Annotated in this window: 16 protein-coding genes and 1 pseudogene; 13 read left to right on the top strand and 4 right to left on the bottom strand. The window is 72.8% G+C overall.

The annotated features are described in order from the left end of the window. Together CHF15_RS36505 and CHF15_RS36500 are read left to right on the top strand one after the other, a co-directional pair. Nucleotides 1-420, top strand: a pseudogene (locus tag CHF15_RS36505) (6-phosphogluconate dehydrogenase); the annotation flags it as partial. A gap of 118 nt (nt 421-538) precedes the next feature. Further along, nucleotides 539-1207, top strand: a complete 669-nt coding sequence (locus tag CHF15_RS36500; protein ID WP_089228223.1) for a histidine phosphatase family protein — start codon at nt 539-541, stop codon at nt 1205-1207. An 85-nt stretch (nt 1208-1292) separates the two neighbouring features. Here the strand turns inward: CHF15_RS36500 and CHF15_RS36495 are convergent, their stop codons facing one another. Continuing rightward, complete coding sequence (locus tag CHF15_RS36495) at nt 1293-1877, bottom strand: hypothetical protein (protein WP_089228222.1); 585 nt, start codon at nt 1875-1877, stop codon at nt 1293-1295. A gap of 239 nt (nt 1878-2116) precedes the next feature. Between CHF15_RS36495 and CHF15_RS36485 the strand changes: the two genes are divergently transcribed. From CHF15_RS36485 to CHF15_RS36470, 4 genes are all read left to right on the top strand, one after another. Further along, nucleotides 2117-2944, top strand: coding sequence for an SDR family oxidoreductase (locus tag CHF15_RS36485; RefSeq protein WP_179280119.1), 828 nt, complete (start codon nt 2117-2119; stop codon nt 2942-2944). 122 nt (nt 2945-3066) lie between these two features. Then, complete coding sequence (nthB, locus tag CHF15_RS36480) at nt 3067-3732, top strand: nitrile hydratase subunit beta (RefSeq protein ID WP_089228219.1); 666 nt, start codon at nt 3067-3069, stop codon at nt 3730-3732. Then, the gene (nthA, locus tag CHF15_RS36475) at nt 3729-4328 is read left to right on the top strand and encodes a nitrile hydratase subunit alpha (protein WP_089228218.1); all 600 of its coding nucleotides are present in this window, start codon (nt 3729-3731) and stop codon (nt 4326-4328) included. Before nthB ends, nthA begins: the two co-directional genes overlap by 4 nt. Then, nucleotides 4325-4705 (top strand): nitrile hydratase accessory protein, encoded by a 381-nt coding sequence (locus CHF15_RS36470; RefSeq protein WP_089228217.1) that lies wholly within the window; start codon nt 4325-4327, stop codon nt 4703-4705. The genes nthA and CHF15_RS36470 overlap by 4 nt, the downstream gene beginning before the upstream one ends. 38 nt (nt 4706-4743) lie before the next feature. Here the strand turns inward: CHF15_RS36470 and CHF15_RS36465 are convergent, their stop codons facing one another. Continuing rightward, nucleotides 4744-6987: a SpoIIE family protein phosphatase gene (locus tag CHF15_RS36465; protein WP_089228216.1), complete on the bottom strand. Its 2244-nt coding sequence runs from the start codon at nt 6985-6987 to the stop codon at nt 4744-4746. Between the two features lie 244 nt (nt 6988-7231). Between CHF15_RS36465 and CHF15_RS36460 the strand changes: the two genes are divergently transcribed. Next, a complete protein-coding gene (locus CHF15_RS36460; RefSeq protein WP_089228215.1) occupies nt 7232-8137 on the top strand; it encodes an NAD(P)H-binding protein in 906 nt (301 codons plus the stop codon). 504 nt (nt 8138-8641) lie between these two features. Then, the gene (locus tag CHF15_RS36455; RefSeq protein ID WP_245939232.1) at nt 8642-10600 is read left to right on the top strand and encodes a multicopper oxidase family protein; all 1959 of its coding nucleotides are present in this window, start codon (nt 8642-8644) and stop codon (nt 10598-10600) included. A gap of 70 nt (nt 10601-10670) precedes the next feature. Here CHF15_RS36455 and CHF15_RS36450 read toward each other — a convergent pair whose 3' ends face one another. Together CHF15_RS36450 and CHF15_RS36445 are read right to left on the bottom strand one after the other, a co-directional pair. Continuing rightward, nucleotides 10671-12026, bottom strand: a complete 1356-nt coding sequence (locus tag CHF15_RS36450) for a mycothione reductase (protein ID WP_089228213.1) — start codon at nt 12024-12026, stop codon at nt 10671-10673. Nucleotides 12027-12181: 155 nt separating this feature from the next. Continuing rightward, nucleotides 12182-12784 carry a CGNR zinc finger domain-containing protein gene (locus CHF15_RS36445; protein ID WP_089228212.1) on the bottom strand — a complete coding sequence of 201 codons (603 nt, stop codon included), beginning with the start codon at nt 12782-12784 and terminating at the stop codon, nt 12182-12184. A 323-nt stretch (nt 12785-13107) separates the two neighbouring features. Here CHF15_RS36445 and CHF15_RS36440 point away from each other — a divergent pair, with 323 nt between their 5' ends. From CHF15_RS36440 to tatC, 5 genes are all read left to right on the top strand, one after another. Next, a complete protein-coding gene (locus CHF15_RS36440) occupies nt 13108-13581 on the top strand; it encodes a VOC family protein (protein ID WP_089228211.1) in 474 nt (157 codons plus the stop codon). A gap of 115 nt (nt 13582-13696) precedes the next feature. After that, complete coding sequence (locus CHF15_RS36435) at nt 13697-14806, top strand: alpha/beta fold hydrolase (RefSeq protein ID WP_322975715.1); 1110 nt, start codon at nt 13697-13699, stop codon at nt 14804-14806. 51 nt (nt 14807-14857) lie between these two features. Continuing rightward, entirely contained in the window at nt 14858-15094 is a 237-nt protein-coding gene (locus CHF15_RS36430; RefSeq protein ID WP_089228209.1) for a twin-arginine translocase TatA/TatE family subunit, read from the top strand. A gap of 101 nt (nt 15095-15195) precedes the next feature. Beyond that, the gene (gene tatA, locus CHF15_RS36425) at nt 15196-15456 is read left to right on the top strand and encodes a Sec-independent protein translocase subunit TatA (protein WP_089228208.1); all 261 of its coding nucleotides are present in this window, start codon (nt 15196-15198) and stop codon (nt 15454-15456) included. 20 nt (nt 15457-15476) lie between these two features. Further along, the gene (gene tatC / locus CHF15_RS36420) at nt 15477-16334 is read left to right on the top strand and encodes a twin-arginine translocase subunit TatC (protein WP_089228207.1); all 858 of its coding nucleotides are present in this window, start codon (nt 15477-15479) and stop codon (nt 16332-16334) included.

The raw sequence follows: 16334 nt of genomic DNA, 5'->3' as shown, positions 1-16334 counted from the left end.
GTCGGCGCCGGCCACTTCGCCAAGATGGTCCACAACGGCATCGAGTACGCCATGATGCAGGCCTACGCCGAGGGCTGGGAGCTGCTGGAGAAGGTCCACTCGGTCACCGACGTGCGCGAGGTGTTCCGCTCCTGGCAGGAGGGCACCGTCATCCGCTCCTGGCTGCTGGACCTGGCCGTCAACGCCCTGGACGAGGACGAGCACCTCGACAAGCTCAAGGGCTACGCGGAGGACTCGGGCGAGGGCCGCTGGACCGTCGAGGCCGCCATCGACCAGGCCGTGCCGCTGCCCGCGATCACCGCGTCCCTCTTCGCCCGCTTCGCGTCCCGCCAGGACGACTCCCCGCAGATGAAGATGATCGCCGCGCTGCGCAACCAGTTCGGCGGCCACGCCGTCACCACCGCGGCCGACAAGGCCTAGTCACCGCCGGAGCCCGCGCCCGTCGGCGCGGGCTCCGCACATTCCCACCCGCACCGCCACCCCCACTGCCTCACCCGCACCACCCCTCCTGCTCCGTGCCGAAAGTGGATGAACGACCATGGGCGACCTGCTCCTGCTCCGCCACGGCGAGACCGCGTGGACCCTGTCCCGGCAGCACACCAGCCACACCGACCTGCCCCTGACACCGCACGGCGAGGGCGAGGCCGCCCGCGTCGCCCACCTGCTCGGCGCGCACGACATCGCCCTCGCCCTGAGCAGCCCCCTGCGCCGCGCCGTACGCACCGCCGAACTGGCCGGGGTGTCCGGCGCCGAGATCGACCCGGACCTGAGCGAATGGGACTACGGGGGCTACGAGGGGGTCACCACCGCGGAGATCCACCGCGCCCGCCCGTCGTGGAACCTGTGGACCGACGGTGTGGCCCCCGGCCCCGCGGACCATCCCGGGGAGAGCCCCGAGGACGTCGGCCGCCGCGCCGACCGCGTGCTCGCGCGCGTGGAGCCGCTGCTGCGCGACCCCGGTGCGGGCGACGTTCTGCTCGTCGCCCACGGCCACATCCTGCGCGTCCTCACCGCCCGCCGCCTCGGACTGCCGCCGTCCGCCGGCTCGCTGTTCGCCCTGGACACCGGCACCGTCAGCCGCCTCGGCACCGAGCACGGCCGCCCCGTCATCAAGGCCTGGAACACCACGGGCGCCCGTGCCGCGGGAGCCCCGTCCGGCACCGTCCCCCGGCAGCGGCGCCCCGCTCACGACACGTTCCCGGGCTGACGGGGCGCCGCCCCGTCAGGGCCCGCCGAGGACGGCCGGACCGAACCCGGGCCCCCCGCGCCGCTGCTCGCACGACTCGCGCGGCTCAGTGGAGTCGCTGTCGGGTCCAGACAGTGAGGTCGCTGCTGGTGGCGACGGCCAGGGTGCGGCCGGAGGGGGAGAACCCGGCGGTGCGAAGTTCTGAGTGCTCCGAGTGGAAGACATGCCACCATGCCTCTCCCGCCGGGCCTTTGCGGGTCCCGCCGTCAGCGGAGAGGATGACGCGGTCGTGGGGCCATTCCGGGCTGACGACGTCCAGCGTCCAGCCGTCGGGGGTGGTCCTGTGGAGGCCGCCGCCGAAGAGACCGGCGATGCGGATCTGGGTGCCCTCGATCGGCCCGAGACCGGGGCAGGCGAGGTCCGGGTGGGCGTCGGGGGTGCTGGTGGCGGGGTCGGGGTCCCGGTCGCGGGCGATCTTCTCGCCGGTGACCGCGTCGAAGAGCCCGTGGCCGTCGCCGGAGACGACCATGACGAGGTCGTGCCCGCTGTCGGGGTGGGCGGCGAAGCCGATGCCGAGCAGGCCGCCGATGGGGGTTCCGCGGTCGAGCACCGGCTGCCACGGTTCCGGGGCCGGCATGACGGGGGCGCCGAGGTAGCGCTCGCGCAGCCTCTGCTGGTACTCCGTGATCAACTCGTCTCCTCGGTGGGATTCGCGTCGAGGATCTCTCGCGCGGCGGCCCAGGTCGACTCGAATTCGTGCCGGGTGGTCTCGGCAGGGCCGTCAACGTCCTGCCACCCGTGCGGACTGCCCTCCGCGAGGACTCGGTACGGCAGCCGCAGCCGCCACGACTCCGGGCTTTCTCCCGTGCCTTCGACGTTTCCGGGAAGGGACGGGGCCACCGGCCGTGCGGCTGCCCTACGGTGGGGCAGGTGAAGGTCCTCATCGTCGGCGGCAGCGGCTTCCTCGGCAGGGAACTCGTGCGGCAGGCCGTGGCCGCGGGGTTCGAGACGGTCGCGACGTACCGCTCCCGTCGCCCCGGCGGCGTTCCCGGCGTCCCGTGGCACCACCTCGACCTCCGCGCCCCCGGCGATCCGGCCGAGGTGCTGGCCGAGGTCGCCCCCGACACCGTCGTCAACGCCACCAGCGGGTACAGCGACTGGGAGGTCACCGCCGACGGATCGGTCCGGGTGGCGCTGGCCGCGGCGGAACGCCGCTGCCGCCTGGTCCACGTCTCCAGCGACGCCGTCTTCTCCGGGGCCCGGGTCCACTACGACGAGACCTGCCTGCCCGATCCCCTCACCCCGTACGGCGCGGCGAAGGCCGCCGCCGAGACCGCGGTGCGGCTGCTGGTGCCGTCGGCCGTGGTCGCGCGCACCTCGCTGATCATCGGCGACGGCGGATCCGTCCACGAGCGCCTCGTCCACGACCTGGCCGCCGGGGTGCGCGACGGCGGCCTGTTCACCGACGACGTGCGCTGCCCGGTGCACGTCGTGGACCTCGCCGCCGCCCTGTGGGAACTCGCGGTGTCCGACGCGTCCGGGGTGTTCCATCTCGCCGGGGCGGACGCCCTCAGCCGTCACGAACTCGGCGTACTGATCGCCCGCCGCGACGGACTCGACGCCACCGCGCTGCCCACCGGGCGCCGCGCCGACGGCCCCGTGCCCGGGCCCCTCGACGTCCGCCTCGACAGCAGCGCCACCCAAAGGCTCATACGGACACGTCTGCGCGGCGCCCGGGAGTTCCTCGGCCCCCGGTAGGGCGCGGGCCCGACGGCCCATCGGATGGAAACGGACGGCGCGCGGGCCGTGTCGCCGGGAACGGCGGCCACCCGGGGGCCAAGCTGGTGTGCCAGTCGTCCCGGCACACGAAAGGGCACACCATGGAGGGCATCGCCGACATGGGGGGCACCGAGGGATGGGGCCCCGTCCGGCCGCCGCGACCCGGCGAACCGGTCTTCGCGGAGCCCTGGCAGGCGCGGGCGTTCGCGCTCGCGCTCCTCTCCATCCGGGTGTCCGGCTACAACGTGGACGCGTTCCGGCACGCCACGGAACGCCTGGACCGGGCCGCCTACCTGGACGAGGGCTACTTCGGCCGGTGGCTGAACGCCGCGGAGCTGGTGCTCACCGAGACCGCCGTCCTCGCTCCCACCGCCGTCGAGACCCGTGCCCGCAACCTGCGCGGCGAGCACGCCGCGGAGCCCCCGGCGCCCGAACCGGTCCGCCCCGACTACGCCCCCACCGCCCCGGGCTCGCTCCGCACCGTCGACACCCCCGCGGCCTTCGCCGTCGGCGAGCGGGTCCGGGCGAGGGACATGTCCCCACCCGGGCACACGCGGCTGCCGGGCTACCTGCGCGGACGCAGCGGCGTCGTGGAGCTCGTGCAGCCCTCCGCGCTGCTGCCCGACACCAACGCGCACTTCCTGGGCGAGAACCCGCAGCACGTCTACTCGGTCCGGTTCGACTCCCGCGAACTGTGGGGCCCCGGCACCGAACCCTTCTCCGTCACCGCCGAGCTGTTCGAGAGCTACCTGGAGACCCCCTCATGACCCCCACCAGCGGTCCCGACGACCGCCTCGCCCCGGCCCTGCGCACCGAGGCGCTCGAGCAACTGCTCACCGAGCGCGGCCTGATCGACCCGGCGGCGATGGACGCGATCATCGCCACCTACGAGACCCAGGTGGGCCCGCTCAACGGAGCCAAGGTCGTCGCCAGGGCGTGGACCGACCCGCAGTACAAGAGCCGGCTGCTCCAGGACGGCACCGCGGCCATCGCGGAACTGGGCTTCACCGGCCCCCAGGGCGAGCACATCGTCGTCGTGGAGAACACCCCCACCACCCACAACGTGGTGGTCTGCACCCTGTGTTCCTGCTACCCGTGGCCGGTGCTCGGCCTCCCGCCGAGCTGGTACAAGGACCCCGCCTACCGCTCGCGCGTGGTGCGGGAGCCGCGCGCGGTGCTCTCCGAGATGGGACTCGACCTCGCCGACGGCGTACGGATCACCGTCCGCGATTCCACCAGCGAGGTGCGCTGGCTGGTGCTGCCCGAACGCCCTGCCGGAACGGAGCACTTGACCGAGGAGGAACTCGTGCCGCTGGTGACCCGGGACGCCATGGTCGGCGTGGCGAAGGTGACGGCGCCGTGACCGCGCCCCTGGACGTCGACGGACCGGCCGCCCCGCCCCGTTCCAACGGCGAGCTGGTCTTCGCCGAGCCGTGGGAGAGCCGCGCCTTCGGCATGGCCGTGGGCCTGCACGAGGCGGGGGCCTTCGCCTGGCCGCGGTTCCAGGCCGCGCTGATCGCCCGGATCCGGGCCTGGGAGGACGGGCGGGCCGCGAACGAGCCCTGGGACTACTACCGGCTCTGGCTGGCCGCCCTGGAGGACGTGCTCACCGAACAGGACGTGATCCGGGCGGACGAGGTCACCACGCGCGCCCGGTCCCTGGCCGCCCGCCCCGCGGGCCACGACCACGGCGACCACGGTGATCACGGCGACCACCACGACCACGACCGTCCGCGCTGACGGCCGGCCCGCCCGCTCCTGGCCGGACCCGTCAGTCGTCAGCCCTCCAGGATGGGCAGGTCCAGCGAGACGGTCTTCCCGCGGCCGTTGGGCGAGGTGTTCCACTGCCCGGCCAGGGCCTCCACGATGAGCAGGCCCCGGCCGTGCTCGGCCTCGGCGTTCCGCTCCGCGTCCAGCGCCAGCGGCGAGGGGACGGGCGGGTTCCCGTCGGAGTCCCGCACCTCCAGCCGCACGTGGTCCTCGAACGCCCGCAGCCTGACGTCGACGTCGCTGCCCGCGTGGACGAGGGCGTTCGTCACGATCTCGGACGCGATCAGCTGCAGGGTCTCCGACAGGCCGGTCAGCTCCCACGAGCGCAACTGCCGGTCGACGAACGCGCGGGCCGCCTTGACCCCGTGCAGATCGCGGCGCTGCACGTGCAGGCTCGCCGTCCGCGGTGCGCCCCTGCCCACGGCGCCCTCGTAGCGGGCCAGGAGCAGCACGGCGTCGTCGCGGCGCCACCGTGCGCCGGAGACCTCGGCGACCAGACGGTCGGCCAGCCGTTCCAGGTCGGCCCCGGCCTCTCGGCCGCCGGCGCGGAGCAGGTCCTCGGCGCAGGTGCCGGGGTCGCGGGTGGCGGAATCGGTCAGGCCGTTGGAGTAGAGCATCAGCACGGATCCGGGCGACAGCGTGTGCTCACAACTCTGGTAGGCGTGCCGGGCGGTGACGCCCAGGGGGAGGTTCGCCGGCGCGTCGAGGGTGCCGACGCCTCCGTCGGGCCGTCGTACGAGCGGCGCGGGATGGCCGGCGAGGGCCACCTCGGCGGTGCCGTCGCCGGTGTCCAGGGCGACCACGCAGCACGTCACGAGCTGCTCCGTGCCGAGTCCGGCGAGCAGCCTGCCCGTCCGGTCGATCACCACGGCGGGCCGGTGGCCCTCGGTGGCGTAGGAGATCAGCGCCGTGCGCGCCTGGCCCATGACGGCGGCGCTGTCCAGGTCGTGGCCCTCCACGTCGCCGACGACGAGCACCATCCGCTCGTCCGACACCTTGATCACGTCGTACCAGTCGCCGCCCACCTGGACGGTGGTCACGGCGGGCCGGTAGCGCGCGGTGGTGGCGAGCCCCGGCAACTCGGAGAGCCCGGACGGAAGCAGCCTGCGCTGCAGGTGCTCCGCGACCTCGCGCTGCCTGGTGCCCAGTTCGACGCGCTCCACCGCCGCTCCCAGCATGCCGGCCATCATGCTGAGCACCGTCCGCTCCTCGGGCGGGAATTCGCGGGGTCCCGCGAACTCGAGGCAGCACACGCCGACGACGTGCGGGTGCACCTCGGATGCCACCGCGACGGACCTGCCCCCGACGACGAGCGGCAGGTAGGCCTCGCCCGGCGGCCCGGCATCCTGCCCGCCGGAGCCCGCCTCCGGCGGCGGGCCCCCCGGCAGGAAGAGCGCGTGCCCGCGGACGGCCTCCACGGCGGGAGTGCGCGCACCGAGCCGGGTGCCGTGCAGGGCGCGGACCATCTCGGAGGACGGTCCGCTGTGCCCCAGCACCCACAGCCGCCCCGCACCCACCGAGGCGAGCACCAGGGCCCGGGCGCCGAACGGGGACATGATGGAGTCCCGGGCCGCCGCGATGAGGTCGTCCACCGTCGTGGTCTGGTTGAGCCGCTCGGCGAAGTGACGCAAGGGGTACATCAGGCTGGCGCCGGCCGAGCCGGGGACACCGCGCACTCCCCAGCCGGGGGTGCGGATGCTCGAGTGGAACACCGGCACGAGGGCGGGTGTGGCGCCGGCCATGACGGCGGTGCCGGCGCGTGCGAGCCCGGCGAGGTCCGTCGCCAGTGCGTCCGCGATCTCCTGCAGCACCCTGCGGTCGGTGGGACCGAAGCCGCCGTGGCTCTCCAGGCGCAGCACGGTGAGCGCGCCGAAGCGGCGCCCTCCGGCGGTGACCGGGGCGGCCAGCGCCGCGTAGGGATACGGCAGCGCGTACGTCTGGTCCTCGTCGGCCGGATCGGGATCGGGCAGGACCGCCACCTTGCCCGTGGCGACGGCGCGGGTGGAGGCCCGAGGCATGTCCATGCTCATCCGGCAGGGCATCGTGAAGCAGGAGGGCGGGCTCCCGGCGATCATCGCCGCCCGTACCTCGGAGGCGTCCCGGCTCAGCAGGTAGACCGCCGCGGACACGGCGTCCATCCGGAACAGGGCCTCACGGACAACACCGTGCAGGACCTCCTCGAGACCCCTGCCGTCGGTCCGTGCGGGCCCGCCTTCGCGGCGGTGTTCTCCGAGCGCGCTGTTGCTCGTCATCGAACGGCTCCCTCTTCGCGAGTATAGGTGCGCGGGAGGCCGGTCGCCCTTGGGCGGGACACGGCGCCCGCGGGTACGGAGGCGGCCCGCGCCGCAGGCGGCCGCCTTGCCGCCCGGGCAGATAGGCGCATATGCTCGTAATTGATCGGATGGCGGCGCCGCCCCTCGGCGCCGCGTGCGCCACGGGCCCCCGGGGCCCCATCCGTCACCTCGAAACCAGCCAACCCAGAAGGAGGCCGCCCAGATGGCTGCCGGCAATCTCGTCCTCGTCACCGGTGTCGGCGGCGTGGGCCGTACCGTCCTCGAACTCCTGCGTGCGCGGGACGTACCGGTGCGCGCGATGGTCCGCCGCGACGATGAGCGGGCGGACGCGCTGCGCGCGCTCGGCGCCGAGGTGGTCATCGGCGACCTGACCCGGCCCGAGACCGTGGCGGCGGCGCTGGAGGGCGCGCGGCGGATGTACTTCGCCATGCCCGTCTCGCCGGACCACCTGGTCGCGGCGACCGTGGTCGCGAGCGTCGCCCGCGAGTACGGGCGGCTGGACGCGCTGGTGGGCATGTCGCAGATGACGGTGTCGCAGATGACCGCGACCAGCGCGGGGGAGTCCTACCAGCAGCGGCTGCACTGGCTGGCGGAGCAGGTGCTGGACTGGTCGGGCCTGCCGGTGGTCCACGTCCGACCGACCTCCTTCCTGGACAACCCGCTGTTCACCGCGCTGGCCGCACGGTCCATCCGGGAGAACGGCACGATCGCGCTGCCGTTCGGCACCGGGCGCACCTCGCCGGTGGCCGTGGAGGACGTGGCCCGGGTCGTCGCCACGGTGCTGCGCGACCCGGGCCCGCACGTCGGCCGGGTCTACGAGCTGACGGGACCGCGCACGGTCGACATGACCGAGATGGCGGAGGAGTTCTCGCTGGCCCTGGGGCGTGAGGTGCGGTACGTCGACGTGCCGCCGCAGTGGTGGGAGACCGAGGTGCTCGGCAGGGCCGGGCTGCCTCCGCACGCGGAGGCGCACATCGCCACCATGGGCCGGCTGCACCGGGAGAACCGCTACGACCGGGCGTCGCAGGATGTCGAGCGCGTGACGGGCGTGCCCGCGCGCACCGTCGGGCAGTTCGTCGCCGCCCGCCGGGACTTCTACCTGGGCTGAGCCCGTGTGAGCCGCTCCGGCATCCGGCGGGGGATGCCGGACGGAGGGCGCGGCGTGCCCCCTTCGGTGGGGCCGCCGCGTTCGTTTTGATGGGGAATCAAGCTACTTGCACGTACAAGTGTCCGAATGTTCTAATTGCTTGACCGAGCAAATAGTATGCGGGGGGCTCGGCGCACGCTGGGGGATCGCCCCGATACGAGTGCCGCACCCGAGGTGGCGAACCCACCACGAGGTCGCGTGCACCGGGAGCGCCGGACCGACACCACCCTTGTCGGGACCGGCCGGCAGGCCTCGAAGCGCCTGCCCCGACGCGGAATGCCGGACGGCCGACAGGCCCGACCGCATCCGTCCGCACCGGAAGTCTCCTCAGGCCGCCGGCCGTCCGCTCGGCATCGCCGCCCTGAGGCGCGCGGACCGCCGCTCCCCGGACCCAGGGGAGCGCGCGCGTCCCCGCGAAGCCCGGCCTCCCGCACTCGTGCCACCCAGAACAGGATGAACATCTACATGTCAACGACCAGCAGGCGGACCGTTCTCGGCATGGCCGGGGCCACCGCCGCCGCCGTCGCCGTGGCCGGCACCGGAGTCCTCGGCTCCACCGGCGTCTTCCAGGGCACGGCGGAGGCCGCCGACGCGCTGCAGGGCGTGAACGAGCCCACGTTCACGACGCTGAAGCCCTTCCGCGACCCGCTGCGCGTCCCGCCGACGCTGCGCCCAAAGAGCCATGGGATCACGGAGATCGACATGGTCGAGTCCCGGGTCCGGCTCCACTCCCAGATGCCGGCCACGCGGATGTGGACCTACGCCGGCCACTTCCCCGGCCCGACCCTCGAGGTCCGCAGCGGGGAGCGGGTCCGCATCGCCTGGAACAACAAGCTCAAGGGCAGGACGCCGCTCAAGGCGGTGTGGGTGGAGGCGGAGGGCCCCGGCCCCGGTCTGCTGCCCTACAACCGTCCCGGCTCCGAGGGCGCTTCCCCGCGCCCCGAGGTCGAGCGGCTCACCGCATGGACCACCGTCCATGTGCACGGCGGTCACCAGAACGCCCTGAGCGACGGTGCCGCGGAGTTCGGAGTCACCTCCGGCAACGGGCAGTTGGGCGAGTACGCCAACGACCAGGCGGCGACCCACCTCTTCTACCACGACCACGCCATGGCGGTGACCTCGCTCAACGTCCAGTCCGGCCTGGTCGGCAACTACCTGGTGCGCGACGCGGAGGAGGACCGGCTCGGTCTGCCCCGCGGCGAGCACGAGATCCCGCTGACCATCCAGGACGTGAACTTCGACACCGACGCCCAGGGCCGGCTGACCGGCCAGGTCCTCGCCAAGCGGATCCTGGGCCCCGGCTCGATGCCGATGCCCGGCACCATCCCGCCCGCCCTGGCGAGCCTGGCCCCGTTCACCATGGTCAACGGCGTGGTGTGGCCGTACCTGGACGTCCAGGCCCGCGCCTACCGCTTCCGCCTGGTCAACGTCTCCGGCGCGCGCGTCTACCGCCTGGTCGTCGTCGACGAGGAGACCGGCAAGGTCGTCCGCGGCGCCATGAAGCTCATCGGCACCGACATGGGCCTGCTCGGCAAGCCCCAGACGATCGACGAGGCGCTCTCGCTGTCGCCCGCCGAACGCGCGGACGTCGTCATCGACTTCGCGGCCCACCCCGGGAGGAAGCTCAAGCTCGTCAACACCATCCCGGGCCAGACCCCCGGCGCCGACCTGCCCGACTTCCTGATCCCGCACGCCGAGGTCATGCAGTTCCGCGTAGAGAAGAAGCGCCGCGCGCTCCACCCGCTGCCGACAACGTTGTCGAAGTCGTTTCGCAGGCTCACCCTCACCGATGTGCCCAAGGACGCCACCGAGCGCTTCGTCCTGCTGAGCTTCGACAAGACCGGAGCCATGCCCCAGATCTGGGAGATGGAGGAAGTCCCGTCCGGCACGGCACCCGGCGCCGGCATCGTCACCGTCGACATGCCCGGCGGCACCCGGACGCTGCGCCGCACGGGCACCATGTTCGAGGACACCACCACCTTCTTCGCCGCCGCCGGCACCTGGGAGAAGTGGCACTTCATCAGCGCCGCCCCCGAAGGCGTGCCCATCTACCACCCGATGCACATCCACCTGATGAACTTCCAGGTCGTCGACCGGCGGGCCGTCGACGCCTCCGGGCTGGACTTCGCCACGGCGCAGACCAGGAAGCCCATCACCCTCGGCGCACCCGTCCCGGTCGCCCCGGAGGAGTCCGGCTGGAAGGACACCATCACCGTCAACGCCAACACCCTGGTCACCGTGGCGGGACGGCTCGCCGACCAGACCGGCAAGGTCATGTACCACTGCCACCTCCTCGACCACGAGGACGAGGGCATGATGCGGCCCTTCGTCGTCATGCCGTCGCCGGTCCACGACATCCACCGGATGCTGATGGACATGGGCCGGGGGATGGACGCGCACGACATGAAGCACATGAAGATGTAGCCCGCCGCACTGCCTCGTGACGAGCGGGGCGGTCCCGCCCGAGGCGGGACCGCCCCGCTCGTACCCCGGACTACAGATCCAGCAGTGCCTGCTCGACGGCCTCGGTGAGCGCGGGGTGGATGTACAGCACGTCCCGGCCGACCTGGTCGGCCGTCTGCCCCAGCGACATGGCCTGGATCAGCGGCTGGATCAGTGTCGCGGCCTGGGGACCGATGATGTGCGCGCCCAGGATGCTCCGGTCGTGGGGGTCCGCCAGGACCTTCACGAAACCGGTGGTGTCCTCCAGCGCCCATCCGTAGGCGGTGTCCGCGTAGTCGCGGACGCTCACCAGGTACTCCACGCCCCGGCGGCGCGCCTCCTGCTCCGTCAGCCCGACGCTCGCGATCTGCGGGCTGGTGAAGACCGCGTGCGGAGCGACCTTGTTGGACAGGGTGCGCAGGTCGTCCGGGTGGAGCAGGTTGTGCCGTACGACGCGGGACTCGGCGTTGGCCATGTGCTTGAGCTGGAAGTGGTTCACGACGTCGCCGAGGGCCCAGACCCCCGGTACGGACGTGCGGTAGGAGTTGTCGGTCACGATGTGGCCGTGCCCGTCGAGTTCCAGACCGCCGGCCGCCGCGTCCAGCCGGTCGCTGTTGGGCCGGCGGCCGGTGCACACCAGCAGCATCTCGGCCTGGACGACATGGTCGCCGTCGGCGCAGGTCATGCTCACCTCGACCCCGCCGGGGCGGCGCTCGACGGCGGCGACGGTGGCGCCGAGGAGGAGGCGGTGCCGCCGGGACGCGAGCTCGGTGAAACGCTCGGACACCTGCTCGTCCTCCGCCATCAGCAGGCGCGGCCCCCGCTGGATGATCGTCACGTCCGAGCCGAACGCGCTGAAGACGTGGCCGAACTCGGCCGCGATGAAACCGCCGCCGAGGATGACCAGGGAGGCGGGGGAGTCCTCGATCCGCATGATGGTGTCGGAGGTGTGGAACGGCACGGAGTCCAGTCCGGGGATGTCCGGCACGAGGGGCCGTGAGCCGACCGAGACGACGAAGGTGTCGGCGGTGATCCGCTCCGCACCCACCTGCAGAACCTTCGGCGCGACGAAGCGAGCCTCCTCGGAGTACACGTCGATGCCGTTGTCGCGGCGGTAGTCGACCGCGCTGTCGTGGAGCGGGTCGATGCGCCGGAACACCCGGTCGCGTACGGTCTTCCAGTCGACGGGTTCGACGGTGGCGTGCACCCCGAGCCGTGCCGCCGCCCGGGCCTCCTCGGCCGCGTCGGCGGCGACGACGAACATCTTGCTGGGGATGCAGCCGCGGTTCAGGCAGGTACCGCCGAACCGGCCCGGTTCGACGATGGCGCAGCGCAGGTGCGCGAACTCCTCGCCGAACAGCATGTTGCCGCTCCCCGCCCCGAGGATCACAAGATCGTAGTGCGGCATCTCCGCCCACCTTCCGCCGGTCGGATGTCCGGGCCGCGGGGCATGGCCCTCGCGCGGGGCGATCCGCCCGATTTGTTCCCGTTCGGTCCCTGAGGTTCATATCACGGGCACGGGGCGTCGGGGACGCACCATCGGTGCGACACAGCCGGCGGAGGTCAGTCCGACGATGCGGCGGCCTGTTCCTTCATGCGCCGCCGGTAGGCCCGCATCGACGCGCGGGAGGCGCACCTCGGGCCGCAGTAACCGGCGGAGCTGTTGCGCGTCCGGTCGAAGAAGCAGAAGTGGCACGGATCGTGGCGGCACGCCCGCAGCCTGTCCCACAGTCCCGCGTGCGCGAGTTCGGTGACGCTCGCCAGTGCGGTCCCGAACAGCCCGGGGATACCGGTCTGGGTGCTCGTCAAAGTGGCGCCCGTGGCCGTGACGACCGTGGTGAGGGGGTACCGGACCGCGATGCCGCGCAGGTGCTCCTCCGCCTGTGCGAGCGCGTCGGGTGTGGTGTTCGGGTCGCCCGCGTGCGCCAGCAGCACGGTGATCAGGGCGTCGCGCAGTTCGCGTGCGCCGGCCGCGTCGGCCTCGGTGACGTGGGTGGTCTCGGTGCCCAGGCCGTGCTCCAGCAGCCATGCCTGCATGGTCCGGGCGTCCGCGAAGCGCTCGGGGAGCTGCCGGGGTCCGGAGGCGTGGGTGTTGAGGAACCGCAGGAGTGTGTCGGCGGCCGCCGGCTGGTTCAGCGGACTGCGTTCGGTCGCGGGTGCGGGCATCGTACGGACCTCCTTTCCCGCTCATTCTAGGTTGCTCCCCGTTAGGTCTGAAACAGATACGGTCCTCGCCCTCTTCCCGCACGGTGAGGTCGGTCACGAAAGCCGGAATTCGGCCATCCGGGCTTTGTGCGTTGTTGGCTAATCGTCTACGGTCATAACCACGAGGACAGGCTGAGCCGCTCCTGGAGCCGGGCTCGAAGCCTTCGGCCCCCGACCGGCACCCCGCCGTGTGGCGGCGCCCGTGCGGCCCCGCCGTCCTCGTCCCCCGGAACGGTGACCCGCCCACGTGCGGCGCACCGTCGTCAATCAAGAAGGACCTCCCCATGTACATGAAGCTCGAAGTGGTCGTGCTGCCCGTGTCCGACGTCGACCGGGCCAAGGCGTTCTACGAGGCGGCGGGATTCCGCCTGGACATCGACAAGTCCGCCGGCGCGGACTTTCGCGCGGTGCACCTCACCCCGCCGGGCTCGGAGTGCTCGGTGATGTTCGGCACGGGGCTCACCCCGGCCGAGCCGGGCTCCGTCCAGGGTCTGTACCTGGCCGTTCTCGACATCGAGGAGGCCCGTGCGGAGCTGATCGCCCGCGGCATCGAGGTGAGCGAGGTGTTCCACGACGCCGGCGGCTTGCTGTTCCACGGCCACGCCGGCGGTGACACCACCCACCTGCTGGAGGGGCAGGGGCGGCTCGCCGGTCTGCACCCCGAGCGCGCCTCGTACGGCTCGTTCGCCACCTTCAGCGACCCGGACGGCAACGGCTGGGTGCTCCAGGAGATCAAGCAGCGCTTCCCCGGCCGCTGACCGGCGGCTGACGCCGGCTCCCTCCCGCAGTGGGGGCCGTACGTACGCACGGCCCCCCTCTGCGCCCCAATACGCGCACATGCTCGTTCATAGCGAAAGGAATCCCCCCGTGAACATGCCCCCCGTCGAGCCGCCGGGGCAGGACGGCCACGCCCCGAAGCCCGCGTCGCACCGTGCCCCGCGCGGACTGTCGCGACGCACCTTCGTCGGCGGTGCGGCCGCCTCCGCCGCCACCGTCGCCGGCCTCTCGCTGGCAGGCGGGCTTCCGTCGGCCTCCGCCACCCAGCCCGCGCGGACGCCGCACGCGTTCGGGACGGTCTCCTCGGCGCCCCGGCTGCCGGCCGGGTTCACCCGGACCTTCCGCAGCCGCTTCGTACAGGCCGGCGGGCTGCGCCAGCACGTCGTCGTCGGAGGTGAGGGGCCGCCGCTTCTGCTGGTGCACGGCTGGCCGCAGAACTGGTACGCCTGGCGCATGCTGATGCCGGAACTGGCCCGGCACCACACCGTCGTCGCCGTGGACCAGCGCGGCATGGGACTGACCGACAAGCCCCGCAGCGGGTACGACACCGGCACCCTGGCGGACGACCTGGTCGCGCTGATGGAGGCCCTGGGCCACGAGCGCTTCGCCGTCGTCGGCCACGACACCGGAATGATCATCAGCTACGCGCTGGCGGCCGACCACCCGGATCGCGTCGCCCGCGTCGCCCTCGCCGAAGTCCCCGGCCCTCCGCGGCAGTCCGCCTCACCGCCCCTCTTCCTGGACGAGCGGGACAACAACAGGCTCTGGCACATCCCGTTCAACCGGGTCGACCACGAGCTGATCGAAAAGCTGGTCAGGGGCCGCGAAGAGGACTTCTACGGCTACGAGTTCGACATCCAGGGCGGGGAGCGGCTGCCCCGGTACGCACGCGAGTACTACGTGCGCCTCTTCTCCGACCCCGTGACCCTGCGCGGCAGCTTCGGCTTCTACCGCGCGTGGGACGCCACCACCAAGCAGAACGAGAAGCGCGCGGAGAAGAAGCTGACGATGCCGGTCCTGGCGATCGGCGGATCCGAGAGCTGGGGCGCCGGCGTCGCGGACGCGATGCGGCCCCTCGCCGAGGACGTACGGGGCGTGGTCCTCCGTGGCGCCGGCCACTGGGTCGCCGAGCAGGCGCCCGGCGAGATGCTCACGGAACTCGGCACGTTCCTCGCCCCGTACCGCCGCGCCGCCGGCCGCCGGTAAGCCTCGACCGGGACCCACCCGGGCGATCCCCACCCACAGACGGGAGGCGCGGTGTTCTCCGACATCGGCCCGCTGGAAATCCTGACGCTGCTCGTGGTGGCGGTCGTCCTCGTCGGACCGGACAAGCTCCCCGGGCTGGTCTCCGACACCGTGCGTGCCCTGCGCGGGCTCCGTGAGCTCGCGCAGGGCGCCCGGGCGGGCCTGCGGGACGAACTCCCGCCCGAGATACGGGACCTGGACCTCACCGACCTCGACCCACGCGATCCGCCCGCCGGCGGCCGGCGGTAGTGACGGGGTCCGTCCCCCCCGGCCGTGCAGACGCGTGCGGCACCTCAGCACCTCAACACCACAGCACCCCAACACCTCGGCACCTCAGAAAGGAAATCCCCATGTTCGGCAGGCTCGGAGCACCCGAGATCCTTCTCATCCTCGTCGTCGTCCTCCTCCTCTTCGGCGCCAAACGACTCCCCGACATGGCCCGTTCCTTCGGGCAGTCGCTCCGGATCCTCAGGAGCGAGACCAAGGCCATGCGCGCCGACGACGGCGACGAGGCCGCAAGCCCCGCGCCGGCCCCCGCCCTCGCGACCGGTGACGGGACCCCCCACGCGGCGTCCGAGGCCGTCGCGGCGGACGCGCCCCACCGGCGCTGAAACGCCCGGAAGGAGCGGCGATGACCACCGGCACCCCGCAGGGCCCCGACGGGATGACCCTCCGGGAGCACCTGCGCGAACTGCGCAACCGGCTGCTCAAGGCCGTGGGGGCGATCCTGCTCGCCACCGTCGTCGCGGCCCTCTTCCACCGGCAGCTGATCGGCCTCCTGATCGACCCGCTGCCCGGTTGCGCCCCCGGCCGCCTGACCGGCGTCCCAGGGGTGGACGGTGCGGGGCACTGCGGCGTGATCGCCCTCAACGGCCTCCTCTCCCCGTTCAGCCTCGTCCTGAAGGTGTCGATCACCGCGGGAGTGGTGGGCGCGAGCCCGGTGTGGCTGTACCAGCTGTGGGCCTTCGTCGCGCCGGGTCTGCACCGCCACGAGAGGAAGTACACGCTGGCCTTCCTCGGGGCCGGCATCCCCCTGTTCCTGACCGGCGCCGCGGTGGCCTACCGGACGCTGCCCACGACCACCCGGGTGCTGATCTCCTTCACCCCCGACGACGCCACCAACATCCTGCCCGTCGACGACTACCTCGACCTGGCCACCCGCATGGTCGTCGTCTTCGGCCTCTCCTTCGAACTCCCGGTGCTCCTCGTGCTGCTGAACCTCGGCGGGGTGATCAGCGCCCGGCGGATGACCGGCTGGTGGCGCGGCATGCTCATGGGCGTCGCCGCCTTCGCCGCGGTCGCCACCCCCAGCACCGACCCGGTCAGCATGCTGCTGCTGGCGACCCCGATCGGCCTGCTGTACGGGGCGGCGTGCGCTCTGGCCTGGTGCAACGACCTCCGCCGCCGTCGGCGCGACGGGTCCGGGCGCCCCGACCCGGCCGCGGACGCCGCCCAAAGCCCGGACGACACCGTCGTCAGCCGGTCATGA

The organism is Actinacidiphila glaucinigra, from assembly GCF_900188405.1.
GTDB lineage: Bacteria > Actinomycetota > Actinomycetes > Streptomycetales > Streptomycetaceae > Actinacidiphila > Actinacidiphila glaucinigra.
This window is presented reverse-complemented; position numbering and strand designations above follow the sequence as displayed.

What these genes read in the sequence shown, in the direction of transcription:
- CHF15_RS36500 (WP_089228223.1), top strand. Translation starts at nt 539, where the DNA reads ATGGGCGACCTGCTCCTGCTCCGCCACGGCGAGACCGCGTGGACCCTG.
- nthB (WP_089228219.1), top strand. Translation starts at nt 3,067, where the DNA reads ATGGAGGGCATCGCCGACATGGGGGGCACCGAGGGATGGGGCCCCGTC.
- nthA (WP_089228218.1), top strand. Translation starts at nt 3,729, where the DNA reads ATGACCCCCACCAGCGGTCCCGACGACCGCCTCGCCCCGGCCCTGCGC.
- CHF15_RS36465 (WP_089228216.1), bottom strand. Translation starts at nt 6,987, where the DNA reads ATGACGAGCAACAGCGCGCTCGGAGAACACCGCCGCGAAGGCGGGCCC.
- CHF15_RS36460 (WP_089228215.1), top strand. Translation starts at nt 7,232, where the DNA reads ATGGCTGCCGGCAATCTCGTCCTCGTCACCGGTGTCGGCGGCGTGGGC.
- CHF15_RS36455 (WP_245939232.1), top strand. Translation starts at nt 8,642, where the DNA reads ATGTCAACGACCAGCAGGCGGACCGTTCTCGGCATGGCCGGGGCCACC.
- CHF15_RS36450 (WP_089228213.1), bottom strand. Translation starts at nt 12,026, where the DNA reads ATGCCGCACTACGATCTTGTGATCCTCGGGGCGGGGAGCGGCAACATG.
- CHF15_RS36445 (WP_089228212.1), bottom strand. Translation starts at nt 12,784, where the DNA reads ATGCCCGCACCCGCGACCGAACGCAGTCCGCTGAACCAGCCGGCGGCC.
- CHF15_RS36440 (WP_089228211.1), top strand. Translation starts at nt 13,108, where the DNA reads ATGTACATGAAGCTCGAAGTGGTCGTGCTGCCCGTGTCCGACGTCGAC.
- CHF15_RS36435 (WP_322975715.1), top strand. Translation starts at nt 13,697, where the DNA reads ATGCCCCCCGTCGAGCCGCCGGGGCAGGACGGCCACGCCCCGAAGCCC.
- tatA (WP_089228208.1), top strand. Translation starts at nt 15,196, where the DNA reads ATGTTCGGCAGGCTCGGAGCACCCGAGATCCTTCTCATCCTCGTCGTC.
- tatC (WP_089228207.1), top strand. Translation starts at nt 15,477, where the DNA reads ATGACCACCGGCACCCCGCAGGGCCCCGACGGGATGACCCTCCGGGAG.